At 65.4% G+C, this 23,523-nt stretch carries 26 protein-coding genes; 17 read left to right on the top strand and 9 right to left on the bottom strand.

Annotated features, from left to right (window positions below; genetic code table 11):
• Positions 1-567 carry a hypothetical protein gene (locus I3J27_RS16040; protein ID WP_270171091.1) on the bottom strand — a complete coding sequence of 189 codons (567 nt, stop codon included), beginning with the start codon at positions 565-567 and terminating at the stop codon, positions 1-3.
• A gap of 48 nt (positions 568-615) precedes the next feature.
• Complete coding sequence (guaA, locus tag I3J27_RS16035; protein WP_270171088.1) at positions 616-2,214, bottom strand: glutamine-hydrolyzing GMP synthase; 1,599 nt, start codon at positions 2,212-2,214, stop codon at positions 616-618.
• Positions 2,215-2,363: 149 nt separating this feature from the next.
• Between guaA and I3J27_RS16030 the strand changes: the two genes are divergently transcribed.
• From I3J27_RS16030 to I3J27_RS16020, 3 genes are all read left to right on the top strand, one after another.
• On the top strand, positions 2,364-2,735 hold the full coding sequence (locus I3J27_RS16030; protein ID WP_270171086.1) for a nuclear transport factor 2 family protein: 372 nt from the start codon (positions 2,364-2,366) through the stop codon (positions 2,733-2,735).
• A gap of 268 nt (positions 2,736-3,003) precedes the next feature.
• On the top strand, positions 3,004-3,336 hold the full coding sequence (locus tag I3J27_RS16025) for a DHCW motif cupin fold protein (protein WP_270171084.1): 333 nt from the start codon (positions 3,004-3,006) through the stop codon (positions 3,334-3,336).
• A gap of 268 nt (positions 3,337-3,604) precedes the next feature.
• Positions 3,605-3,814 (top strand): cold-shock protein, encoded by a 210-nt coding sequence (locus tag I3J27_RS16020; protein WP_008141931.1) that lies wholly within the window; start codon positions 3,605-3,607, stop codon positions 3,812-3,814.
• A 237-nt stretch (positions 3,815-4,051) separates the two neighbouring features.
• Here the strand turns inward: I3J27_RS16020 and I3J27_RS16015 are convergent, their stop codons facing one another.
• Both I3J27_RS16015 and I3J27_RS16010 read right to left on the bottom strand, forming a co-directional pair.
• The gene (locus I3J27_RS16015; protein WP_270171055.1) at positions 4,052-5,350 is read right to left on the bottom strand and encodes an RsmB/NOP family class I SAM-dependent RNA methyltransferase; all 1,299 of its coding nucleotides are present in this window, start codon (positions 5,348-5,350) and stop codon (positions 4,052-4,054) included.
• Between the two features lie 34 nt (positions 5,351-5,384).
• A complete protein-coding gene (locus I3J27_RS16010; RefSeq protein WP_270171053.1) occupies positions 5,385-5,807 on the bottom strand; it encodes an MAPEG family protein in 423 nt (140 codons plus the stop codon).
• Between the two features lie 174 nt (positions 5,808-5,981).
• Between I3J27_RS16010 and I3J27_RS16005 the strand changes: the two genes are divergently transcribed.
• The 13 genes from I3J27_RS16005 (at position 5,982) to I3J27_RS15945 (ending at position 16,327) form a co-directional block, all read left to right on the top strand.
• The gene (locus I3J27_RS16005) at positions 5,982-6,596 is read left to right on the top strand and encodes an acriflavin resistance protein (RefSeq protein ID WP_270171051.1); all 615 of its coding nucleotides are present in this window, start codon (positions 5,982-5,984) and stop codon (positions 6,594-6,596) included.
• A gap of 58 nt (positions 6,597-6,654) precedes the next feature.
• A complete protein-coding gene (locus I3J27_RS16000; protein WP_270171049.1) occupies positions 6,655-7,497 on the top strand; it encodes a metallophosphoesterase family protein in 843 nt (280 codons plus the stop codon).
• A 107-nt stretch (positions 7,498-7,604) separates the two neighbouring features.
• Positions 7,605-8,294 (top strand): helix-turn-helix transcriptional regulator, encoded by a 690-nt coding sequence (locus I3J27_RS15995; RefSeq protein ID WP_270171047.1) that lies wholly within the window; start codon positions 7,605-7,607, stop codon positions 8,292-8,294.
• A gap of 96 nt (positions 8,295-8,390) precedes the next feature.
• Positions 8,391-8,759 carry a VOC family protein gene (locus I3J27_RS15990; protein ID WP_270171045.1) on the top strand — a complete coding sequence of 123 codons (369 nt, stop codon included), beginning with the start codon at positions 8,391-8,393 and terminating at the stop codon, positions 8,757-8,759.
• Positions 8,756-9,196 (top strand): EVE domain-containing protein, encoded by a 441-nt coding sequence (locus I3J27_RS15985; RefSeq protein ID WP_270171043.1) that lies wholly within the window; start codon positions 8,756-8,758, stop codon positions 9,194-9,196. The genes I3J27_RS15990 and I3J27_RS15985 overlap by 4 nt, the downstream gene beginning before the upstream one ends.
• Positions 9,197-9,365: 169 nt before the next feature.
• The gene (locus I3J27_RS15980; protein WP_270171041.1) at positions 9,366-10,661 is read left to right on the top strand and encodes a type III PLP-dependent enzyme domain-containing protein; all 1,296 of its coding nucleotides are present in this window, start codon (positions 9,366-9,368) and stop codon (positions 10,659-10,661) included.
• An 8-nt stretch (positions 10,662-10,669) separates the two neighbouring features.
• Complete coding sequence (locus I3J27_RS15975; RefSeq protein ID WP_270171039.1) at positions 10,670-11,329, top strand: amino acid ABC transporter permease; 660 nt, start codon at positions 10,670-10,672, stop codon at positions 11,327-11,329.
• Between the two features lie 10 nt (positions 11,330-11,339).
• Positions 11,340-11,990, top strand: a complete 651-nt coding sequence (locus I3J27_RS15970) for an amino acid ABC transporter permease (RefSeq protein ID WP_270171037.1) — start codon at positions 11,340-11,342, stop codon at positions 11,988-11,990.
• Positions 11,977-12,705, top strand: a complete 729-nt coding sequence (locus I3J27_RS15965) for an amino acid ABC transporter ATP-binding protein (protein ID WP_270171035.1) — start codon at positions 11,977-11,979, stop codon at positions 12,703-12,705. The genes I3J27_RS15970 and I3J27_RS15965 overlap by 14 nt, the downstream gene beginning before the upstream one ends.
• 34 nt (positions 12,706-12,739) lie before the next feature.
• Complete coding sequence (locus tag I3J27_RS15960; RefSeq protein ID WP_270171033.1) at positions 12,740-13,537, top strand: transporter substrate-binding domain-containing protein; 798 nt, start codon at positions 12,740-12,742, stop codon at positions 13,535-13,537.
• 59 nt (positions 13,538-13,596) lie between these two features.
• On the top strand, positions 13,597-13,941 hold the full coding sequence (locus tag I3J27_RS15955) for a RidA family protein (protein ID WP_270171031.1): 345 nt from the start codon (positions 13,597-13,599) through the stop codon (positions 13,939-13,941).
• 58 nt (positions 13,942-13,999) lie between these two features.
• Positions 14,000-15,025, top strand: a complete 1,026-nt coding sequence (locus I3J27_RS15950) for a succinylglutamate desuccinylase/aspartoacylase family protein (RefSeq protein WP_270171029.1) — start codon at positions 14,000-14,002, stop codon at positions 15,023-15,025.
• Positions 15,026-15,262: 237 nt separating this feature from the next.
• The gene (locus I3J27_RS15945) at positions 15,263-16,327 is read left to right on the top strand and encodes a LacI family DNA-binding transcriptional regulator (RefSeq protein WP_270171027.1); all 1,065 of its coding nucleotides are present in this window, start codon (positions 15,263-15,265) and stop codon (positions 16,325-16,327) included.
• 9 nt (positions 16,328-16,336) lie between these two features.
• Here the strand turns inward: I3J27_RS15945 and I3J27_RS15940 are convergent, their stop codons facing one another.
• The 3 genes from I3J27_RS15940 to guaB form a co-directional block, all read right to left on the bottom strand.
• A complete protein-coding gene (locus I3J27_RS15940) occupies positions 16,337-16,636 on the bottom strand; it encodes a hypothetical protein (protein WP_270171025.1) in 300 nt (99 codons plus the stop codon).
• Positions 16,637-16,788: 152 nt separating this feature from the next.
• Positions 16,789-17,811 carry an NADPH-dependent curcumin/dihydrocurcumin reductase gene (gene curA, locus I3J27_RS15935; RefSeq protein ID WP_270171018.1) on the bottom strand — a complete coding sequence of 341 codons (1,023 nt, stop codon included), beginning with the start codon at positions 17,809-17,811 and terminating at the stop codon, positions 16,789-16,791.
• 228 nt (positions 17,812-18,039) lie between these two features.
• Entirely contained in the window at positions 18,040-19,533 is a 1,494-nt protein-coding gene (guaB, locus tag I3J27_RS15930; RefSeq protein WP_270171013.1) for an IMP dehydrogenase, read from the bottom strand.
• A gap of 396 nt (positions 19,534-19,929) precedes the next feature.
• Here guaB and I3J27_RS15925 point away from each other — a divergent pair, with 396 nt between their 5' ends.
• Positions 19,930-21,420 carry an MFS transporter gene (locus tag I3J27_RS15925; RefSeq protein ID WP_270171009.1) on the top strand — a complete coding sequence of 497 codons (1,491 nt, stop codon included), beginning with the start codon at positions 19,930-19,932 and terminating at the stop codon, positions 21,418-21,420.
• 136 nt (positions 21,421-21,556) lie between these two features.
• Here I3J27_RS15925 and I3J27_RS15920 read toward each other — a convergent pair whose 3' ends face one another.
• Together I3J27_RS15920 and I3J27_RS15915 are read right to left on the bottom strand one after the other, a co-directional pair.
• The gene (locus I3J27_RS15920) at positions 21,557-22,243 is read right to left on the bottom strand and encodes an RlmE family RNA methyltransferase (RefSeq protein ID WP_270171007.1); all 687 of its coding nucleotides are present in this window, start codon (positions 22,241-22,243) and stop codon (positions 21,557-21,559) included.
• A 1-nt stretch (position 22,244) separates the two neighbouring features.
• A complete protein-coding gene (locus tag I3J27_RS15915) occupies positions 22,245-23,318 on the bottom strand; it encodes a Ppx/GppA phosphatase family protein (RefSeq protein WP_270171005.1) in 1,074 nt (357 codons plus the stop codon).
• Positions 23,319-23,523 lie beyond the last annotated feature (205 nt).

Raw genomic sequence — 23,523 nt, 5'->3', positions numbered from 1 at the left:
TTATGCCTTGGCCTTTTTGGGTGATTTCTTCTTCCTTCCTCCACCGCGCCGTCTAACACTCGATCGAAGCGACTTTACCTTCTCGCGATCCGGCAACGCATCAACGAAGGTCTGCCCAAAGCTGGACAATTGCACGGAGTCTCGCCCGGTGCCGCGCATGAATAAACGTTTCGTTCTAGCATTATCTATATCGCGTCTAAAATTATGAGCGTCGAACGTCCTTCGAGCCGCGCCAAAAATAGATCTCAGCTCTTCTTGCGAACTAGTGTGGACGTCTTCTGTCTCTTCGCGAAAGCGCGCGGCTACCGCCAATTCCTCAATTTTGCTCCGAGGATCTTTGTTGTCAAAGAATTCTTTCGCTCCAGACGCCCGCTCGCGAATTATTTTGGGACCAGCTTTGCCATCGGCCGGATTTTCTCTTCGCAAGCCGTCACTGCCATTGCCAACATCCTGCTCGACACCAAAGAAGGCTAGCGCCGCGCGAATAACCCGGTCGCGCTCTAGGTCTTCCAATTGCTGCAGTTGCTCAATGATTTTCGAAAGCGCGTCTCCGCTTGATTTGATCATTCTCCCCCCTTCTGATTGATAGTGAGAATAACACGCTCAGTGCGAGTGTCACTCCCACTCAATCGTCCCCGGCGGCTTGCTCGTCACGTCGTACACCACCCGGTTCACGCCCTTCACCTCGTTGATGATGCGCGTGGCGGTCTCGCCGAGGAATTTCATGTCGAACTGGTAGAAGTCCGCGGTCATGCCGTCGGTGGAGGTGACGGCGCGGAGGCCCACGACGAAATCATACGTGCGGCCGTCGCCCATGACGCCTACCGTCTTCACCGGGAGCAGCACGGCAAACGCCTGCCAGATGTCGTCGTAGAGGCCGTGCTTCCTGATCTGGTCGATGTAGACGGCGTCGGCCTTGCGCAGGATGTCGAGCTTGTCCCTGGTGATGTCGCCGGGGCAGCGGATGGCAAGGCCCGGGCCCGGGAACGGGTGGCGGCCAACGAAGATTTCGGGGAGGCCGAGCTCGTAGCCGAGCTTGCGCACCTCGTCCTTGAACAGCTCGCGCAAGGGCTCGACGAGCTTCATGTTCATGCGCTCGGGCAGACCGCCGACATTGTGGTGCGACTTGATGGTGACAGAAGGTCCGCCGGTGAAGGAGACGCTCTCGATCACGTCGGGGTAGAGCGTGCCCTGCGCCAGGAAATCGGCGCCGCCGAGCTTCTTGGCCTCCTGCTCGAACACCTCGATAAAGAGGCGGCCGATGGTCTTGCGCTTGGTCTCGGGGTCAGTGACGCCTTCGAGCTCGCCCAGAAACTGCTTCGACGCGTCCACATGCACGAGAGGAATGTTGTAGTGGTGGCGGAACAAGTCGACGACTGTCTTGGCTTCATCGAGGCGCAGCATGCCGTGATCGACGAAGACGCAGGTGAGCTGGTCGCCGATCGCCTCGTGGATCAGCACGGCCGCCACGGCTGAATCGACGCCGCCGGAGAGGCCGCAGATCACCTTGCCCTTGCCGACCTGCTGGCGGATCTTCGCGATCTCCTCCTCGCGGAAGGCGCGCATGGTCCAGTCGCCTGACAGCCCCGCGATCTTGCGCACGAAGTTGCGGATCAGCTTGGCGCCGTCGGGCGTGTGCACCACTTCGGGGTGGAACATCAGGCCGTAATATTTGCGCGTCTCGTCCTGGATGATGGCGAACGGCGCATTCGGCGAGGTGCCGGCGACGGAGAAGCCCGGCGGCATCTTGGTGATGCGGTCGCCGTGGCTCATCCAGACCTGGTTCTTGCTGCCTGACGACCAGACGTCCTCGAACAGCTTGCTGTCGGCCTTGACCTCGACATCGGCGCGGCCGAATTCGCGGTGGTGGCCGCCCTCGACGGTGCCCCCTAACTGCTCCGCCATGGTCATCTGGCCGTAGCAGATGCCCATCACGGGCACGCCGGAGGCGAAGATCAATTGCGGGGCGCGGGGCGAGCCGGCCTCATGCACCGATTCAGGGCCGCCGGAGAGGATCACCGCTTTCGGCTTCATCTCCTTGAAGGCCTCTTCGGCCTTGTTGAACGGGACGATCTCGCAATAGACGCCGTCCTCGCGCACGCGACGCGCGATCAGCTGCGTCACCTGGCTGCCGAAGTCGACGATGAGAATCTTGTCGTGCGCCGAGGCCACCGAGGGCGTCGACGCGGAGCGGTCGTTCTGTGCTGCTGTCATGGCCAGCAAATACGCTGGCGGAGCGCCAGCCGCAACCGCGCCGGCTGCGCGCCCACATTCTTCTTTGGGCATGGACAAACAGATATAGGTAAGTATTATTGACCTAATATGCCCCTCGCCAACAAGAGGGGCGGATCAGGGAGAACGCCATGTCACAGCATCATCAGCCCGCAACGTTGGCCGCGCTCGGCCGGACCTGGGTCGAGGCCTGGAACGCGCGCGATCTCGAGCGCGTGCTCACACTCTATGACGAGGCGGCCGTGATGACCTCAGACCGAATCCCGTCCCTCGGGTTCGACGCCAGCGGCACCGTGCGCGGCAAGGAGAGCTTGCGCGCCTATTGGGGCAAGGCGCTTGGGCTGATCCCGAACCTGCATTTCACGGTGATCGATCTGTTCGTCAGCCCGGACAGCGTGGTGGTGTTCTACGCGAACGAGCGGGGCAAGAAGATCTGCGAATATCTGCGGGTGAATGATGCGGGGCTGATCGTGCAGGGGTCGGCGAACCATTTGATGCATTGAATGCTACGCGCGTCGCGTGCAGGCGGTGCCGCCTCATCCACCGATGTCATTCCCCGCGAAAGCGGGGAATCCAGTACGCCGCGGCTTCTCCGTATCACGGCACAGCCTCTGGAATACTGGATCGCCCGCCTTCGCGGGCGATGACACAGCGAGTGAGGCGAGAGCGTGCCCCAACCTCATTATTGCTGGCGCTTCGCTCGCAATGACGCAGACTGTCGCAACAGTGTGCGCTAACAACAGCGCCGCCGGCTCTGACACAGGATTCCAGATGAAACTCCCCACCTCCCCCTTCACCGTCACCGACTGGAGCAAGGTCGAGCCGACCACGCATGCCGGCGAGACCGGCGAGGCCAAATGGCGCACGCTCAACATCGGCGATCTCCGGGTGCGGATGGTCGAGTATTCGCCGGGTTATCTCGCCGACCATTGGTGCGATCGCGGCCACGTGCTCTATGTGCTCGCGGGCGAGCTCGACAGCGAGCTGCGCGACGGGCGCAAGTTCAAGCTGACGGCCGGGATGAGCTACCAGGTCTCGGATTTCGGCGATGCCGCGCACCGGTCCTCGACGGCGTCGGGCGCCACGCTTTTCATCGTGGACTGAGGCCGCGCGCAGCCGCTTATTTGCACCGCAAAATAGCAAAGTCCGGCGACATGCCGGTCCACGGGTGGTGCCTTGAAGTGGCCCCAAATTCTCGCTATATTGTGATCATCGATACTTGGCCGAACGACTGGGCCGCTTCGCCTCGTCTAAGACAGGCGCGCACGCTTCAGATGACTTCTCCAAAACATCGACTCATCAGGGACTATGGGCGCATCGATGCGTACCGGTCCGCGTGCATACTGTCTCAAACTAACTAAAGGAAATTCCCATGGCTATGGGCACCGTGAAGTGGTTCAACACCCAAAAGGGTTATGGTTTCATCCAGCCGGATGACGGCCAGAAGGACGTGTTCGTTCACATCAGCGCCGTCGAGCGCGCCGGCCTCTCCTCCCTCAACGAGGGCCAGAAGGTCTCGTTCGACATCGTCGCCGACCGCCGCAGTGGCAAGTCGTCGGCTGACAATCTCCGCGTCGGCTAATCGCCTACGCACCGTTCTGACCGCGGACGTACCGGCAGGACGTTGAGTTAGAAAACCCCGCGACCGGGATCCGGTCTGCGGGGTTTTTGTTTTGGGGGAGCTTTGTTTTGGGGGAACTATGGCGCCCCACACGCGGTGCCGTAGGGTGGGCAAAGGCGCACTTGCGCCGTGCCCACCACCTCTCCGCGTTCTCGCTAGAATTGGTGGGCACGCTTCGCTTTGCCCACCCTACGAGAGCTACGCTTTGCGCAGCACCGAGACGAAAAACCCATCGGTCCCCGTCCGCCGCGGCGTCATCAGCCAGCCTTCCGGCGACGGCAACGCGGCTTGCGCAAAATCCTCGGCCTTGTCCCAGAGCACGCTCGCGGTCTGCTCCGGCGGCACCACCGCGAACTCGGGATGCTTCGCTACGAACGCCCTCACCTGCTCGCCGTTCTCTTCCGCCAGCACCGAGCACGTGATGTAGGCGATGCGGCCGCCGGCCTTGACCAGCGGAACCGCGCGCTCCAGCACCTCTTGCTGGTCGCGCAGGCGGATCTCCAGCGCGCCCGGACGCATGCGCCATTTGGCATCGGGGTTGCGGCGCCAGGTTCCGGTTCCCGTGCAGGGCGCGTCGATCACGACGAGGTCGGCGGTGGCGCTGATGTCGGCCAGCGGATCGGCCTCGCCCTTGGGCGTGCGGACATCGGCATTGTGGACGCCGGCGCGCGACAGGCGTTCATGAATGGGCGCCAATTGCCGCTTGTCGCTGTCGGTCGCGATCAGCCGGCCCTTGCCCTGCATCATCGCCGCGAGGGCCAATGTCTTGCCGCCGGCACCGGCGCAGAGGTCGATCACCTGCTCGCCGGGTTTTGCCGCAGTCAGAGCGGCCGCAAGCTGCGATCCCTCATCCTGAACTTCCACGCCGCCCTTGATGAAATCCTCTTCGGCCTGGATGCCGGGGTTGCGCGCATCGGCCGACAGCTCGATGCGCAGGCCGTTTGCGGACCATGGCGTCGGTTTCGCATGAAGATGAGCAAGCGCCCGCAGCACCTTGTCGCGATTGGATTTTAGCGTGTTGACGCGCAGATCGAGCGGCGCCCGGCTCGCCATCGCGGCAGCCTCGGCGGCGCGGTCCTCGCCGAACACTTTTGTCAGATGCGGATCGAGCCATTCGGGATAGTCGCCGGCAATCGCAGCCGGCGCGTCCTTCAGCGAACGATGGCTGAGCGCGGCCTGCTCGGCCTCGGTCAGCGGTGCCGGCGCGAACCGGCCGCCATCGAACAACGCGGCCATGGTCGCCGTGTCCATGTCGCGCTCGAGGCGGAGCATGCCGATCAGCCGCGCCCGCGCGGTATCGGCGTCCATCAGCCAGGCGCTCGAGGCGTAGCGGCGCAGCACGTCCCAGACCAGGCCGGCGATGGCGGCGCGGTCGCCGGAGCCGGCGAAGCGGTGCGCGGTGCCCCACTCCTTCAGCGCCTTGGCGGCAGGTACGCGGTCCTTCTCGATGGTGTCGATCAGTTCGATGGCTGCGGACAGCCGGGCAGCGGGAGTCATTTGAATCTTTCAGATTAGATCCGGCACCTAAGGCCTAGATCAACAACAGCATCTTCAGCGCGAAGTAGATCCACATCGCCAGCAGCACAAGCACGCCGGCGAGCCAGATCGTGGAACGCGGGCCGAGCTGGTTCGAGGAGACGAAGATCCCGGCATGGGCAAAGCGCGTCACCACGAACACCCAGGACATCAGCACGATGAAGAGATCGGCATGGCGCAAGGGAAGCGCCAGCGCGATCAGGGCGTAGAACAGCACCGGCAGCTCGAACTGGTTGCGGTAGCAGTTGGCGATCTGTGTGGCCCCCTTCGGCCAGTTCGGCTCGCCGAGGGCAATGTCGCGGCTCTTGGTCTCGCCGGAGACGAGCGCACGCCGGCGCCCCAGCGCCATGCCGATCAGCAGCGCGAAGGTGAGACCGACCTGCATGAAGACAGGCAGCAAAACCATTTGAATGGACATCCGAGCTTTCCCATCCGGCGGCGGCCGCCGGACCTGTCCCTTAGCCGCCGCTCCTCGTCCTGACAATCAACCAGTTGAACCGGTGTTCCCGATCCCGCGACCAACTGCCGATAGTTAAAGCGATTTCGGCCCCCTTTTGCAGGCCGCAAGGCGAGAGAGCGCCAAGAGACCATCATGACCATCCTGTCCAGCCTTTGGACCGAATCCGCGGACGGCCAGCTCGGCATCTGGATGTCGGCGCTATCAGGTATCGCCGCGGCGCTCGCGGTCGCGCTGGCCATGACGGTGTATTTCCGCCTGAGCTACCGGAGCTGGCGCGACGTGGTCAGGCATGGCCTCGCGACACTCGCCGCACTGGCCCTGTTCGCCTTTGCCGCCTTCGACATGCGCCATGCCGCGTCGGCCTATCTCGGCCTCAACCCGTCCAAGCCCGCGGTCGAGTTCGAGATCCGCATGCCCCGGGAGACGCTGGCAGCCGTCACCGACACCCAGATCGAGTTGCACACCGACCGCAACCAGACGCTGGCGCTGGTTGATGGGATCAGCGACCTCCCGGACGGCCACGCGCTGCTGCGTGGCGCGGTCGCGCTCAACCATCGCACTGCCGACCGCATGCTGGTCGTGAACCTGCCCGGCAAAGGCACTTTCGAATTCCGCCTCCGCCTGCCGGCCGAGCCGCATCGCTCCGAGCAGTTCGGCCCTTGGCACCTCGCCGACCGCATCGCCTCGCCAGTGACCGGCAGTGTCGCGCCGCAGGACGCCTACACGATCCGCTATCGCGTGCTTTAAACTTTGTTCGAGCGCGTGCCGTCATCGTTCCGACGTCTGGCCGGCCTTATGATCGGCCATGCCCGAATTTCGCCTGACGCAGATTTCCGACACCCATCTCGGCCGGCGCTTCCCCGGTCTGATCGCCAACTTCCAGCGCGTCAGCGAGCACATCGACGCTGACAGGCCCGATCTCATCGTCAACACCGGCGACGTCTCCTTCGACGGGCCGACCAGCCGCGACGATGTCGAATTCGCCAAAGGCCTGCACGACGCCCTGCCCGTCGCCTGCCGCTACATCCCCGGCAATCACGACATCGGCGATAATCCGACCGCGATCGGGCCCGCACCGAAGCCGCCGGTCGCGGAGGCGCACCGCCGGCAATTCTGCGAGATCATCGGCGAAGATCATTGGTCGTTCGAGGCCGCGGGCTGGTGCTTCATCGGCCTCAACTCGCTGGTCATGAATTCAGGGCTCGCCTTCGAGGCCGAGCAGTTCGACTGGCTGACTTCCGAGATCGCGCGCACCAACGGCAGGCCGGTCGCGCTGTTCGTCCACAAGCCGCTGTTTCTCAACCTGCCCGACGACCCTGAAACACCGGAGACCTCGATCCGCTACGTGCCGCAGCCGGCACGCGCGCGATTGATCGAGATGTTCGCGGATGTCGACCTGCGCCTGATCGCCAGCGGGCACGTGCACCAGCGGCGCGACTTCACCTATCGGCAGACGCGCCACGTCTGGGCACCGTCGGCCGGCTTCAGGATCAATGATCAGCGCCAGGACCGCATCGCGATCAAGGAAGTCGGGCTCGTGGAATATCGCTTCCAGCCCGACAGCTTCGAGGTCCGCCACGTCCGCGCCGCGGGCCAGGTCGACGTCGACATCGAGGAGTTGCTCGCCCAGATGGGCGGCGAGCACTAGGCCGCCTACGCGTAAATCGCCGGTGACGTCCGCTGATCTCGCGCTGACATTCTCATACTGCCATTTCCTGGCAGCATGACGTAGTATGCCTCGCCCGAGGCTCGCCGATGTCCCGCTCGCAACGACTGCTCGATCTGATTCAGGTGCTGCGCCGGCATCGGCGGCCGGTCGCGGGCGCCGTGCTCGCCGACGAGGTCGGCGTGTCGCTCCGCACGCTCTACCGCGACATCGAGACCTTGAAGGCGCAAGGCGCACATATCGACGGCGAGGCCGGTGTCGGCTACGTGCTGCGGCCCGGCTTCATGCTGCCGCCGCTGATGTTCAGCGAGGAGGAGATCGAGGCGTTGGTGCTCGGCTCACGATGGGTGGCGGAACGCGCGGATCAGCCGCTCGGCGCGGCCGCCCGCAACGCACTTGCCAAGATCGGAGCGGTGCTTCCGGACGATTTGCGCGACAGGCTCGATGCGTCGAGCTTGCTGATCGGCCCGGGGGAATCGATCGCGGCTGGTGACACCGAACTCGCGTCGATCCGCGACGCGATCCGTGCGGAGTGCAAGCTGCAGATCGCTTATGCCGACGGCAAGGGACGTCCATCGAGGCGCACGATCTGGCCGTTCGCTCTCGCCTTTTTCGATCGCGTGCGCGTCGTCGTCGCCTGGTGCGAACTTCGTGACGGCTATCGGCACTTCCGGACGGACCGCATCGCGACGCTGAAATCGACGGCCAAACCCTATCCGCGACGGCGCGCCGCGCTGCTGAAGGAATGGCGCGCCTTGGAGGGTGTAGCGGAACAGTGATCGAGATCGACACTGCTGACATAAACTGACAGCATGCCGAGCTATGGGTTTCTGCATCGTGCTCGCTTCAGCGAGCGCTGAACAAGGAGACCTCACATGCCAGACTTCAGCTTCCTGCTGCTCCATGTCGAAAGCCCGGCCGCAAGCGCCAAGTTCTACAATGAGTTGTTGGGCATCCCCATCATCGAGCAGTCGCCGACGTTCGCCATGCTGCCATTGCGTGACGGCGTGATGCTCGGATTGTGGTCGCGCGCCACCGTCGAACCGAAGACCGCAGGGCCTGGCAGCAGCGAAGTGGCGTTCACGGTCACCGACGCGGCGGCCGTGCAGGAAACACACACCGCCTGGACAATGCGCGGACTTGCCATCGCCCAGCCGCCAACCCGAATGGACTTCGGCACGACCTTCGTCGCGCTCGATCCCGATGGTCATCGCTTGCGCGTGTTCGCGCCGGAGGCCGCATGAGCCCGAGAAGCTGGCTCGCCGTCGCCTCGGCCGACCACGTGCGCATCGGCCGGGCTCAAGGCTTCATGCAAGTCTGTCACGGCAAGGCGGCGCCACTGCATCGCCTGCCACCCGGCGACCGCGTGGCATATTACTCGCCGACCGAAACCTTCCGCGGCAATGACAGACTGCAGACGTTCACCGCGATCGGAATCGTAACGGCAGGCGTGCCTTATCAGGTCGATGTCGGCGGTGGGTTTCGCCCGTTTCGCCGGGACGTGCAGTGGGCCGAGGCGCGGGAGGCGCCGATCCGGCCGCTGCTCGGTCAGCTTGGCTTCGCACGCGAGGGCCAGTCCTTGGGGCAGAAGTCCTGGGGATACCAGCTCCGCTTCGGCCTGTTCGAGGTCACAAATGCAGACATGCAGATCATCGCAGATGCGATGGGTGCAGTTCTTTGATGGTGCTCGCTCGTCACCGGGAGTGCCGGCCCAGCCGGCGGGCACTGTCCCTTATCATATTACCTCATCGCAGCAAATTTGGCCTGGCATGCCTGTTTTTGAGTAATGACAACGTTGTCATTCGGACTTATTGTTCATCCTGCGGTCAAGGGCCGCTGAGGGAGCGACAATGCAGTTCTTGTCCCGGTGGGAGAGCCAACGCCTTTCGACGACGACACGGGGCATTCCCCTGGTCGATGGCTTGGCCACCGAGGACATCGGCAACCAGCGCTGGTCGCCTGCTCATGGCGATCTGGCTTTGCCCGCCCTCACCTTCGACGAGACCGCCTTCGCGGCCAATCGCGACCTCTTCCTGCGCTGGTGCGCGAGCGCCGGCGTCACTGTGGCGCCGCACGCCAAGACGCCGATGTCGCCGGAGCTTGCCCACTCGCTGCGCGCAGCCGGCGCCTGGGGCACGACGGTCGCGAGTATCCAGCAGGCCGCCGTGTTGCTTGCGAGCGGCGAGCGACGCCTGTTGCTCGCCAACGAAATCGGCGGGCTTGCGGCCGGCCGGCGGCTCGGCGCAGTCCTGAGCGCTTATCCGCAGACAGAGTTTCACGCCTTCGCGGATTCCCCGGCAGCGGTCGCAGCGCTGGCGGAAGCCGCGCGGGTCGCAGACCGCCGCGAATTGTCGGTGCTGGTCGAGCTCGGCGCGGGCCGGGCTGGCGCGCGCGACCGCGCCGCTATCGAGGCGACGATGGCCGCGGTGCTTGCGGCTGACCGGCTCGTGCTCGGCGGCGTAGCCACCTACGAAGGGGCTGTCGCAACGGCGGATGCCGGCGAGACGATACGCGCGATCTCCGCGCTGATGGAGCGCACGATCGAAGCCTTCGCCCTGGTGCGCACTGCCGCCCCGCACCTGCCGCTGATCATCAGCGCCGGCGGCTCCGCCTATTTCGATGTCGTCGCCCGCGCCCTGGCTCCAATCGCGCAGGCCGACGGCAACGCCACCGTCCTGTTGCGCTCCGGCGCGCTGTTCTTTGCCGATCACGGCATCTATGCCCGCGCCTTCGCGGAGATCGACCGGCGCGGCGGTCTCATCATCGACGGCGCGCAGCACTCGGCGGCCGGAAGTTTCCGGCCTGCGCTGACGCTGTGGGCCGAAGTGCTGTCGCGCCCGGAGGCCGGCCTTGCGATCGCGGGCTTCGGCATGCGCGATGCCTCCTTCGATCAGGGATTGCCGGTGCCGCTACGCGTGTTCCGCGACGGCGTTGAGCAGCAAGAGCTGGCCGAGACCCTGTCGGTCACGCGTCTCAACGACCAGCATGCGTTCCTGTCGGTCGTATCAGGCAGCGCGCTTGCGGTCGGCGACGTCATCGCCTTCGGCATCTCGCATCCCTGTACCTGCCTCGACCGCTGGCGCGTGATCTTCGGGCTCGATGCTGCCGGCGTCGTGACGCGCGCCCTCCCCACCCGGTTCGGCTGAGAGCGGCGATGAATTTCCTGCCGCTCTGGCGCTATCAGAACCAGCTCATCGACGGCGCCATCGTCACGCTGGAGCTGACGGTGATCTCGGCAGTCTGCGGCCTGCTGATCGGCATCGCCGGCGCAGTGGCGCTGAACGGGCGCATCACACCGCTGCGCTGGCTGGTGCGCGGCTACATCGAGCTATTCCGCAACACGCCGTCGCTGATCCAGATCTTCATCGTGTTTTTCGTGCTGCCGAACTTCGGCCTGAAGCTGCCGGCGTTCGAGGCCGCCGCCGTCGCGCTCTCGCTCTATTTCGGCGCCTATTCGGTCGAGATCATCCGCTCAGGTCTCGATTCCATTCCACGCAGCCAGGTCGAGGCCGGTGCGTGCCTCGGCCTCTCCGGCTGGCAGGTGTTTCGCCACATCATCCTGCCGCCGGCGCTGCGCAACGCCTATCCCGCCGTGACCAGCCAGTTCGTGCTGCTGCTGCTCGGCACCTCGCTCGCCTCGCAGGTCGCGGCCGACGAGCTGTTCCATGTCGCCGGCTTCATCGAGAGCCGCACCTACCGCAGCTTCGAGGTCTACGCCGTGATCTGCGCGGTCTATTTCGCCATGGCGATGTCGTTCAAGGCGCTGTTCGCCATCATCGGTGTGGCGGCTTTCCGCTGGCCGCGGCGGCGCTGAGGGCAAGGCGATGCGATCCTTCTCCCTCATCGACTTCGTCTCGCTGTTCACGGCGCTGCGCTGGACCGTAGCGCTCGTCGTGCTCGCGCTCGCCTTCGGCGCGCCGCTGGCGCTCGGCCTCGCGCTCGGTCGCATCAGCCGCTTTGCCGGCCTGCGCTGGGCGATGGCGGCCTGCATCCAGGTGATCCAGAGCGTGCCGCTGCTCGGCCTCTTGTTCTTCTTCTATTTCGGCATGCCGATGTTTTTGGGCATCCAGGTGCCCGCGATCATTGCCGTCACCGTCGCCTACACGCTCTACACCGCCGCCTTCCTCGGCGAGATCTGGCGCGGCGGCCTGGAAGCCGTGAAGCAGGCGCAGTGGGAGGCCGGCGCCTGTCTCGGCCTCTCCGCCTGGCAGCAATTCCGCCACATCATCGCGCCGCAGGCGCTGCGGCTGTCGCTGCCGCCGACGGTCGGCTTTCTGGTGCAGCTCATCAAGGGCACTTCTCTCGCCTCCATTCTCGGCTTCGTCGAGCTCGCCCGCGCGGGACAAGTGGTGAGCGCGGCGACGTTCCAGCCGCTGCTCACCTACGCGCTCGTCGCCGCGATCTATTTCGCGCTGTGCCTGCCGCTCACGCTCTGGTCCCGCACCCTGGAGGCCCGCCTCGATGGCTCTCGTTGAAATCCGCGACGTGCACAAGACATTCGGCAAGGTCGAGGTGCTCAAGGGCGTCTCGCTCGACGTCGAGGAAGGCGAGATCGTCACGATCATCGGCCGCTCGGGCTCGGGCAAGTCGACGCTGCTCCGCTGCATCAACGCGCTGGAGAGCGTCGATTCCGGTGAAATTCGCGTCGAGGGGCAGAAGGTCCATGCGAAGATGCCTGACCTCAAGACATTCCGTCAGCGCGTCGGCATCGTGTTCCAGGCCTTCAATTTGTTTCCGCATTTGAAGGTCGAGCGCAACGTCACGCTGGCTCCGCTCCTCACCCGCCGCATCGACAAGGCCAAGGCCCGCGCGCTCGCCGAAGACGTGCTCACCCGTGTCGGTCTCGCCGACAAGATCGACGCCTGGCCGGAGCAGCTCTCCGGCGGCCAGCAGCAGCGCGTCGCAATTGCGCGCTGCCTCGCCATGGCCCCTCACCTCATGCTGTTCGACGAGGTCACCTCCGCACTCGATCCCGAGCTCGTCGGCGAAGTGCTCAAGGTGATGGAGGCGATGGCCAAGCAGGGCATGACGATGATCCTCGTCACCCACGAGATGGGCTTTGCCCGCAACGTCGCCAACCGCATCGTCTTCATGCATCAGGGCCGCGTCTGGGAACAGGGGCCGCCGGCAAAATTGTTTGCAAGCCCCGAGACACCCGAGCTCGCGAGCTTCATCGCATCGTCCAAATGAACTTCCGCCACCCATCCACCACCAGGAGAGAGCCATGAGACCATTGAAGTCCCTCTTTGCGATCGCAGCCACGGCGCTCGCCGTGTTCGCCGCCCCAACCCTCGCCCAAGCCGACAAGCTCCAGGACGTGCTGGGCTCAGGCAAGCTGCGCGTCGGCATTCTCACCGATGCTGCGCCCTGGGGCTTCAAGGACGACAAGGGCGAGATCGCAGGTCTCGATGCCGATCTCGCCAAGCTGATCGCCGCCGATATGGGCGTCAAGCTCGAACTCGTGCCGGTGACGGGCGCAGCGCGCATCCCGAACCTGCTCTCGGACAAGATCGACATGCTGATCGCCGGTCTCGGCGCCACGCCCGAGCGCGCCCAGCAGGTGATGTTCTCGCAGCCCTATGCGGTGGTAAATCTCGGCGTCTACGGCGCCAAGTCTATTCCGGCTGCAACAGGCAAGAAGCCCGACAATCTGGAGGGCCGCACCGTTGCCGTCGCCAAGGGCACGACGCTCGACGTCTGGCTCACCGACAACGCGCCGAAGGTGAAGCTGGTGCGCTTCGAGGACACCCCGGCCGCGCTTGCCGCTTTTCTCTCCGGTCAGGCCGATACCTTCGCCGAAAACAGCGCCATCGCGCTGAAGGTGCAGGACCAGAACCCGACCAAGGAGGTCGAGCTGAAATTCCTGATCCGTCAGTCGCCGGCCCATGTCGGCGTGCGCCAGGGCGAGCAGAACCTGCTCAACTGGATCAACACCGACATCTTCTTCAACAAGCTCAACGGTAAGCTCGGCGCCCTGCAGCTGAAATGGTTCAAGGAAGAGCAGACGCTTCCGACGCTGTAGGCCGACACCGCTCCCGCGCCCGTCGCGGGAGCGCCAACCACACCAGGAGACTTTTTCGGATGATCAAACGTTACGTCGTGGGCTCGCGCATGAGCCAGGCGGTCGCCGCCGGCGGCATGGTGCACATCGCCGGCCAGGTCGCCGACGACCGCAAGGCAGGCATCGTGTCGCAGACCCAGCAGGTGCTGGCCAAGATCGACGCGCTCTTGAAAGAGGCCGGCTCCGATCGCGCCAAGCTGATCGCGGTCAACGTCTTCCTGCCGCACATCACCGACTTCGACGCCATGAACTCGATCTACGATGCCTGGATCGATCCGGCCAACCCGCCGGCACGCGCCTGCGTCGAAGCCCGCCTCGCCGATCCCGATTTGCGCGTCGAGATGACCGCGGTCGCCTTGCTCTGAAGCGCGCTTCTTCCAACCTTCAGCCGGCGTCAGCGACGACGCGGCCTCGAGGCTTCCCATGCATACCGGACTTTTCAACGACATCGACTTCGAGAAGGACCAGAAATGGTCCGGCCATCTCGGCATTCCCTTCTCGATCGATCGCTCCCCCTACTTCCAGCTCAAGATCCCGATCTTCCGGATCAAGAACGGCGCCGGCCCGAAGCTGCTCCTGATGGCCGGCAATCACGGCGACGAATATGAGGGCGAGATCACGCTGACGCGGCTGTATCGGCGGCTCGATGCCGCCGCCGTCAAGGGCGAGATCACGATCCTGCCCTTCGCCAATCTGCCTGCCGTGATGGCGGCGCGCCGCCGCTCGCCGCTCGACGAGGGCAATCTCAACCGCGCCTTCCCGGGCGACGCCGGTGGCACACCGACGTTCCGGCTTGCGCATTTCCTCGAGCACGAACTGTTCCCACGGCATGATGTCGTCTTCGACATTCATTCCGGCGGCACCTCGATGGCGCATGTGCCTTGCGCGCTGATCGAGCGGCAAGGACCGCCCGAGATGTTCGCCCACGCGCTGCGTCTCATGGAAGGGCTTGGCATGCCCTTCGCCTTCGTCGCCGAGAACGGGGCCACGGCGCCGACCTCGATGGCGGCGGCCGCACGTGCCGGCGCGATCGGGCTCTCCGGCGAGTTCGGCGGCGGCGGCACCGTCACGCCGCAGACGATGGCGCTCACCGCGCGCGCCGTCGACCGCCTGCTGCTCGCGCTCGGCCTCGTTCAGGCCCCGGTGCTCGGGCCGCATGCGCCGGTCGAACGCGCCACAGAATTGCTGGCGCTGCAAAGCCATGCGCAGGCGGTGTTCGCGACACGGCGCGGCTGGTTCGAGCCCGCGGTCATGGTCGGCGCGCGCGTTGCGGCCGGCGACATCGCCGGCTGGTACCATGATTTCGAGCGCCCTGAGCTGCCGGAAGAGGTGCTGCGCTTCCCCGCCGACGGCATCGTGATCTCGCAGCGCCTGCACACCGACAGCCAGAGCGGCGACTGCCTGGTCCAGGTCGGCCGCGCGCTGCTACGCGACGAGGTGGCTCGCTGAGCTTTGGCCGCATACTCGCTGCAACCTCTCCCGCTTGCGGGAGAGGTCGGCGCGTAGCGCCGGGTGAGGGCTTTCTCCTCTTGGGGATTTCCCCCGTAAGCCTCAGACGATCCCCACGCGGAGACACCCTCTCCCCAGCCCTCCCCGCAAGCGGGGGAGGGAGCGCAGTCCCGTTGCGGTTGCAATCTCGACCAATCTCATCAAGCTCCAACCCGACCTTTCCTCTCCAGGGATTCGATGACCGATCCGGCAAAGCCGACCTTTGACGACGTGGTGCGCATTCCGGCGCCGCCCGGCCGCGCCAGCGCGACCGGACGGCCGCCGCGGATCGAGGAGGTCGCGGAACGCGCCGGCGTCGCACCGATCACGGTGTCACGGGTGCTGCGCCATCCGGAAAAGGTCAATCGCGAAACCCGCGAGCGCATCCTCGAAGTGATCGAGGCGACCGGCTACGCCTCCAACCCGCATGCGCGCGCGTTGCGCTCGGGCCGCTCGAACGTGGTCATGGCCTTCGTCTCGAATATCCTCAGCCAGCAGTTCGGCCTCGCGGTACGCAGCTTCGCGGCCACGCTCGAGCCTGAAGGCTTCGAGGTGCTGGTCGGACAGACCTCCTACTCCTATGCCAAGGAGGTCGCGATGATCCAGTCGCTGCGCGGCATCCGCCCCGCCGCGGTGATGTTCACCGGCGTGATCGAGCTCGAGGAGAATCGTGCCGCGCTCCAGGAGCTCGGCATTCCCGTGATCGAGACCTGGGCGTTTCCGCGCGACCCCATCGACATGCTGGTCGGCCTGCCCAATGCGGATGCCGGCGCGATGGCGGCGCGCAGACTGGCCGAGGCTGGACATCGCCGCGTCGCCTTCATCGGCCGCAGCAGCGGCCGCGGCGCACTCCGACGCGACGGTTTTCGCGCGGCGGCGGCAGAGCTCGGGCTCGAAATCGTGCACGAGATCCTCGTTGGAGAGGTCACGGGGCTGGTCGACGGCCGCGGCGCCTTCACCGCCCTGCTCGATCGCGGCGGCGACGTCGATTCCGTGTTCTGCGCCAACGACCTGCTCGCGACCGGCGCGCTGATCGAGGCTCGCGCCCGCGGCCTGTCGGTGCCGCGCGATCTCGCCGTGCTCGGCTTCGGCGACAACGACGTCGCCGATCAGATCACCCCGGGTCTCACCACCATCTCGTTCGATGCGGCGGCCATGGGGCGTATCGCGGGCGAATTGCTTTTGGCACGGCTCTCCGGCGCACCGGCGGCCGAGCAACGGCTCGCAGTCGAGCTGTTCCTGGTCGAGCGCGGCAGCGTCTGAGCGCGCGACTTAAGCGACGCTCTTGAGATCCTGCTGGATCGCGGCGAGCAGGGATTGCAGCGCCGCGCTGTTCACTGGCTTGGCCGCCAGATCATTGGACGGCGCTGGCTTGGCAGACTGCCCAGCTTTGACCGGACGCTTCGGGAACGGCGGCGGTGGCGCCGGCATCGAGGGCCGAGTGAACGCGCCCTCCTCGTCGACATGGACGAACTTGCCATGGATGACGTCGTCGCGCCGGCCCATGACGAACATGGTCGTCCAATAGCCGGCAGCCAGAAGGATTACGCAGAAAATACCAATCTCTAACATCGCAGCACCTAAAATATGCGCGATGATTCAATGCCTTCGCCCGGACGTCAATGAACCGACGGTCATACTTTCGGATTTTACGGGCCGAGTGTTGCCGATCGGTGACTCTTTGTTAACCTTTGTGCGGCCCCCGAGGGGGCCGCACGCGCCGACTACGCCCTGTCAGGCCCGACCCGGACCAGCTGCTTGCCGAAATTGGCCCCCTTCAGGAGCCCCATGAAGGCGCCGGGCGCGCTCTCCAGGCCCTCGGTGACGAACTCCTTGTATTTGACCTTGCCGTCGCGGACCCAGGCGGACATGTCGCGCAGGAAGTCGCCATGGCGGGCGGCGAAATCGGAGACGATGAAGCCGCGGAAGGTCAGCCGCTTGGTCAGCGTCGCGCGCATCATCGCCGCGGCCCATTTCGGCGGCTTGGCCTCGGTGTCGTTGTAATGCGCGATCAGGCCGCAGACCGGCACGCGCGCGAACGGATTGAGCAGCGGGAACACCGCCTCGAACACGGCGCCGCCGACATTCTCGAAATAGACGTCGATGCCCTTCGGGCAGGCGTCCTTCAGCTTCGCGGCCAGATCAGGATCGCGGTGATCGATGCAGGCATCGAAGCCGAGCTCCTTCACGACGTAGTCGCACTTGTCCCTGCCGCCGGCGATGCCGACCGCACGCGCGCCCTTGATCTTCGCGATCTGGCCGACAGCCGAGCCGACCGCGCCGGAGGCGCCGGCAACGACGACGGTCTCGCCGTCCTGCGGCTTGCCGATGTCGAGCAGGCCCGTGTACGCCGTCATGCCGGGCATGCCGAGCACGCCGATGGAGGTCGAGATCGGCCCGAGCTTCGGATCGACCTTGATCAGTCCCTTGCCGTTGGAGATCGCGTGCGACTGCCAGCCGGTACGGGCTCGCACGATCTCGCCTTTGGCAAAGTCAGGGTTGTTGGACGCCGCGACCTCGCTGACCGCCTCGCCTTCCATCACGCCACCGACCGGCACCGGCGCGGCGTAGGACGGACCGTCGCTCATGCGCCCACGCATATAGGGATCGAGCGAGAGCCAGATGGTGCGCAGCAGGACTTCGCCTGCGCCTGGCGTCGGCACCGCAAATTCCTCGATGCGGAAATCGGACTGTTTTGGCTCGCCGACGGGACGCGCGGCGAGAACGATGCGTTTTGCCTGGGACATGATGGCTTCCTCCTGACTGCTTGTTGCAGTCATTTAGGAGGTGCGTGGCAATGAAGCAAATCCCAACACTCGCTGTCATCGCCCGCGAAAGCGGGCGATCCAGTATTCCAGAGGCGGCTGTGATTGAACCGAGAAGCCACGGCGTACTGGATTCCCCGCTTCCGCGGGGAATGACACCGTCATCGAGGTGCGCGCGTCGAAACCGACGCGCGGCCGAATGCGGAGCTACTAACCCCCGCCCGGATAGTTCGGGCTCTCGCGCGTGATCGTCACGTCGTGGACGTGGCTTTCGCGCAAGCCTGCGCCGGTGATGCGGACGAAGCTCGCCTTCTCGTGCAGGTCCTTCATGTCCTTTGCACCGACATAGCCCATCGCGGCGCGCAGGCCCCCGGCGAGCTGGTGCATGACATTGCCGACCGGACCCTTGTAGGGCACCTGTCCTTCGATGCCTTCCGGCACGAGCTTGAGCGTGTCCTTGATGTCCTGCTGGAAGTAGCGGTCGGCCGATCCCCGCGCCATCGCGCCGACCGAGCCCATGCCGCGATAGGCCTTGTAGGAGCGGCCCTGCCACAAAAACACTTCGCCGGGCGTCTCGTCGGTGCCGGCGAGCAGCGAGCCGACCATCGCAATGTCGGCACCGGCGGCGAGCGCTTTCGCAAGGTCGCCGGAGAACTTGATGCCGCCGTCGGCGATGACGGGAATGTCGGACTTCTTCGCCGCCTCCACCGCATCCATGATCGCGGTGAGCTGCGGGACGCCGACGCCGGCGACGATGCGCGTGGTGCAGATCGAGCCCGGGCCGATGCCGACCTTGATGCAGTCGGCGCCCGCGTCGATCAGCGCCTGCGCGCCTTCCGTGGTGGCAACGTTGCCGGCAACGACCTGCACCGAGTTGGAGAGGCGCTTGATGCGGTTCACCGCGTGCAGCACGTGACGGGAATGGCCGTGCGCGGTGTCGACGACGACGAGGTCGACGCCGGCATCGATCAGCCGCTCGGTCCTCTCGAAACCGGTGTCACCGACCGTGGTGGCGGCGGCGACGCGCAGGCGGCCCTGCGCGTCCTTGCAGGCCAGCGGATGGGCGACCGCCTTCTCCATGTCCTTGACGGTGATCAGGCCGACGCAGCGATATTGCTCGTCGACGACCAGCAGCTTCTCGATGCGATGCTGGTGCAGCATTCGCCGCGCTTCGTCCTGGCTGACATTCTCGCGCACCGTGACGAGGTTTTCGTGCGTCATCAGCTCGGAGATTTTTTGCTGACGGTTCGTCGCGAAGCGCACGTCGCGGTTGGTCAGGATGCCGACCAGCTTGCCGGGCGTGTTCTTGCCCGCGCCGGTGACGACGGGAATACCGGAGATGCCGTGGTCGCTCATCAGCTTGAGCGCATCGTCGAGCGTTGCCTCGGGGCTGATGGTGAGCGGGTTCACCACCATGCCCGACTCGTAGCGCTTGACCTGCCGCACCTGGGCGGCCTGCCCTTCGGGATCGAAATTGCGGTGGATGACGCCGAGGCCGCCGGCCTGCGCCATGGCGATCGCCATGCGCGCTTCGGTGACGGTGTCCATGGCGGAGGCCATGATCGGGATGTTGAGCGGAATGGCACGGGTGACGCGGGAGCGGATGTCGACCTCGCCCGGCATGACGTCCGACAGGCCCGGCTTCAACAGCACGTCGTCGAACGTAAGGGCTTCGCGAATGCCTTGAAGTTGCACCGTGGCCATCTGCCAACTCCTTCCTGCGGCCCTGCCGCAAATAGCTATGGATGAGCGCCGCCCTCGGCGTACCTTGCGGCAACGCCGGAGAATCGGAGCCCATCGGTGGGGTTGACGCGGGTCGATAGCACGGCTGCGTGACGAATCAAAGCAATTCGCACCGCCGGCCAGCCATGCACAGGCTTTTTCAGGCAAATTCAGCGGGGATGGCCCGGCGGGCGGCTCGCGCCGGCAATCGCGTCCACGCCCTCCCGGTGCCTCCGGCCCGGCGATGCACCCGCGCGTCCGGTCACACCGATGTTACGCGGGACTTAGGTGCTATGCGTCGATCCGCAATGGTCCCCGCCTGACGGCGGTGATAAGCCGCAAGTCCACCCTCCTTCTGATTTTCATTACCAATCCGTCATGGTCGACAAGCAACGCGTCATTCCGCTGATCGTGGCCACTGCTCTCTTCATGGAGAACATGGACTCGACGGTGATCGCCACCTCGCTGCCGGCGATCGCGGCCGACATCGGCACCAGCCCGCTGACGCTGAAGCTCGCCATCACCTCCTATCTGCTCTCGCTCGCGGTGTTCATCCCGGCGAGCGGCTGGACCGCCGACAGGTTCGGCGCGCGCATGGTGTTCGCGATCGCGGTCGGCGTGTTCATGGTCGGATCGGTCGGCTGCGCGCTGTCGACCTCGGTCACCGATTTCGTGTTCGCGCGCATCCTGCAAGGCATGGGCGGGGCGATGATGACGCCGGTCGGGCGCCTCGTGCTGCTGCGCTCGGTCGACAAGAGCGCGCTGGTCAACGCGATGGCCTGGGTGACGGTCCCGGCCCTGATCGGCCCCGTGATCGGCCCGCCGCTCGGCGGCTTCATCACCACTTACGCCTCGTGGCACTGGATCTTCCTGATCAACATCCCGATCGGACTGCTCGGCATCTTCATGGCGCTGAAGTTCATCGATCCCATCAAGAGCGAGACGCAGGAGCCGTTCGATCTCTACGGCATGGTGCTCGCCGGCATTGGCCTCGCCGGCATCGCCTTCGGTCTCTCGGTGGCCGGGCTCAATTTGTTGCCCTGGAGCACGGTCGCGGCCCTGGTCGTGGGCGGCGCGATCTCGATGACGCTGTATGTCCTGCACGCGCGGCGGACGGGATCGCCGGTGCTGGACTTTTCGCTGCTGAAGCTGCCGACGCTGCGCGCGGCCATTTTCGGCGGTTTCCTGTTCCGGCTCGGCATCGGCGCCCTGCCATTCCTGCTGCCGCTGCTGATGCAGATCGGTTTTGGCCTGTCGCCGTTCCATTCCGGCCTCGTCACCTTCGCCTCCTCGCTCGGGGCCATGGGCATGAAGACGCTCGCCGCGCGCCTCATCCGGACCTTCGGCTTCCGCAATCTGATGACGGTGAACGCGATCGTCAGCGCGTTCTTCCTCGGCGTCTGCGCGCTGTTCACGGTGACAACGCCGCTGCTGATCATCATGGTCATCCTGGTGGTCGGCGGCTTCTTCCGCTCGCTCGAGTTCACCGCGATCAACACGGTCGCCTATGCCGACGTCGAGACGCCGCAGATGAGCCGGGCCACCACGCTCGTCAGCGTCAACCAGCAGCTCGCGGTCTCCGCCGGCGTCGCCGTCGGCGCGGCTTGCGTCGAGACGACGATGTGGTTCAGCCATGTCAGCGAGCTCAATGCCACCGTGTTTGCCCCCGCCTTCGTCGTGGTCGCACTGACCTCGGCGGCTTCGAGCTGGTTCTTCTGGCAGATGCCCGCCGACGCCGGCCACGAGATCTCCGGCCGCAAGGCGGTGGAGATCGCCAGCCGCAAGGGTGCCGGCAAGGGGGCGGAGAAGGCGGCTGTGAAGGCGGCGACCGAGGATACCCAGGACGTGCGGGATCAGAGGCTTGGATAGCCTCTCTTCTCGTCCTTGCGAGCAAGCGAAGCAATCCGGCCTGTATCCGCGGACGGATTCTGGATTGCTCCGTCGCTTCAGCGCAAAATTGCTTTGCAATTTTGTCGCGAGCTCCTCGCAATGACGGAGGTTGTGGCTACGCCTTCGCTTCGCCGCGAAACCCTGTCGCCAGCACGTAGCGCTCCGACGAATCCTGCCGGCTCGCCGCCGGCTTCACATGACGCACCGCTGCAAAATCGCGCTTGAGCTGGGCGAGCAGGTCGGCATCGGCGCCGCTCTGGAACGTCTTGGCCAGAAACGCCCCGCCCGGCTTCAGAACGTCGCACGCAAAGGCGGCCGCCGTCTCGACCAGGCCGACGATGCGGAGCTGGTCGGTCTTGCGATGGCCGGTGGTGTTGGCGGCCATGTCGGACATCACGATATCGGCGCCGCCGCCGAGCATCGCGGTGAGCTTCGAGGGCGCGTCATTGTCCATGAAGTCGAGCTGCGCGAACTCGACGCCGGGAATCTCGGGCATTTCCAGCAGATCGATCGCGACGACCTTGCCCTTGCCTTCGGTAGAGCCGACGCGCTTGGCGGCGATCTGGCTCCAGCCACCGGGCGCGGCGCCGAGATCGACCACCGCCATGCCGGGCTTCAGAAACCGATACTTGTCGTCGATCTCGAGCAGCTTGAACGCCGCGCGCGAGCGATAGCCCGCCGCCTTGGCTTTCGCGACATAGGGATCGTTGAGCTGCCGCTCCAGCCACAGCTTCGACGAGAGCTTGCGCTTGCCGCCGGTCTTGACCTGGACGTGCAAGCGGCCGGTGGTGTCTTTCGCCATCTCACCAGCTCCTGAGCGCGCCGTCCTCGCGCATCATCTCGACCAGCATGCCTTCGCGCAGGCCCCGGTCGGCGACGCGCAGGCGCGGCAGCGGAAAGGCGCGCCTGATAGCATCGAGGATGGCGCAGCCGGCCAGCACGAGATCGGCGCGCTCGACGCTGATGCAGCTGTTGCCGGCGCGCTCCTCGTAGCTCATGCCGAGCAGCTTGCTGATGGTCGCGGTGATGTCGGTGTCGTTCATCCAGATGCTGTCGATGCGGCGGCGGTCGTAGCGCGCGAGGTTGAGATGGATGCCGGCGAGCGTCGTCACGGTCCCGGACGTGCCGAGCAGATGCATCTCGGTGAGATCGCCGCCGTGCGCTTCGGCGAACGGCGCAACGTGGTTCGCCACCTCCTGCTCCATCGCGGCATAGATCTCCGGCGTCACGTCACGGCCGCCGAACTGCTCGGCGAGCGTCACGACGCCAAGCGGGATCGACATCCACGCCTTGATGCGCGGTTCCGGATTTTGCGGATCGCGCTCGATCCGGACCAGCTCGGTCGAGCCGCCGCCGATGTCGAACAGGATCGCACCCCGCCCCCTGGGATCGACCAGCGGCGAGCAGCCGAGCACGGCGAGCGCAGCCTCGGTCTCGCGGTCGATCACCTCGAGCTCGATGCCGGTCTCGGCCGCGACGCGGCTGCGGAAACCCTCGGCGTTCGAGGCGGCGCGGCAGGCTTCGGTCGCGATCAGCCGCAGCCGCTTGGCTTTGCGCAGATTGATCTTGTCGCGGCAGATGCTGAGTGCGGCGACGGCGCGCTCGATCGCGGCCTCGCTGATGCACCCCGTGGCCGAGACGCCCTCGCCGAGCCTGATGATGCGCGAGAAGGAATCGACCACGCGAAAGCCGTCGTGAGTCGGACAGGCGATCAGCAGCCTGCAATTGTTGGTGCCGAGGTCCAGCGCCGCATAGACGCCGGTTCCCGGCGCTTGCGCGCCGACGGCCGGTTCGGTGACCAACGCCACCGCCGCCATCGACCCCTCCAGCTCACCGTGCGGCACATGGCCGTCGCGGAGCCGCGTGTGGTCATTCATACAAACTGTCTTTCCGCGGCCCAAAGGGCCGGTCTGGAATTGATTTTTCGCCTGAAACATTAGCAGCGCGGCAGGCCTGCGCAACAACGCATCACATGGGACCATGCCCATTCGTGCGTTGTCGTGAACGGGGTGGTGGGTTATCTGAAAGGGATCCGGTCCCCCGCTGCCGCGAAAATGCGCAAATGCCGGCTTTTCAGGTCAT

Source organism: Bradyrhizobium xenonodulans, from assembly GCF_027594865.1.
GTDB classification, from domain to species: domain Bacteria; phylum Pseudomonadota; class Alphaproteobacteria; order Rhizobiales; family Xanthobacteraceae; genus Bradyrhizobium; species Bradyrhizobium xenonodulans.
The sequence above is the reverse complement of the archived record's forward strand: the minus strand, read 5'-3'. Positions and strand labels throughout refer to the sequence as shown.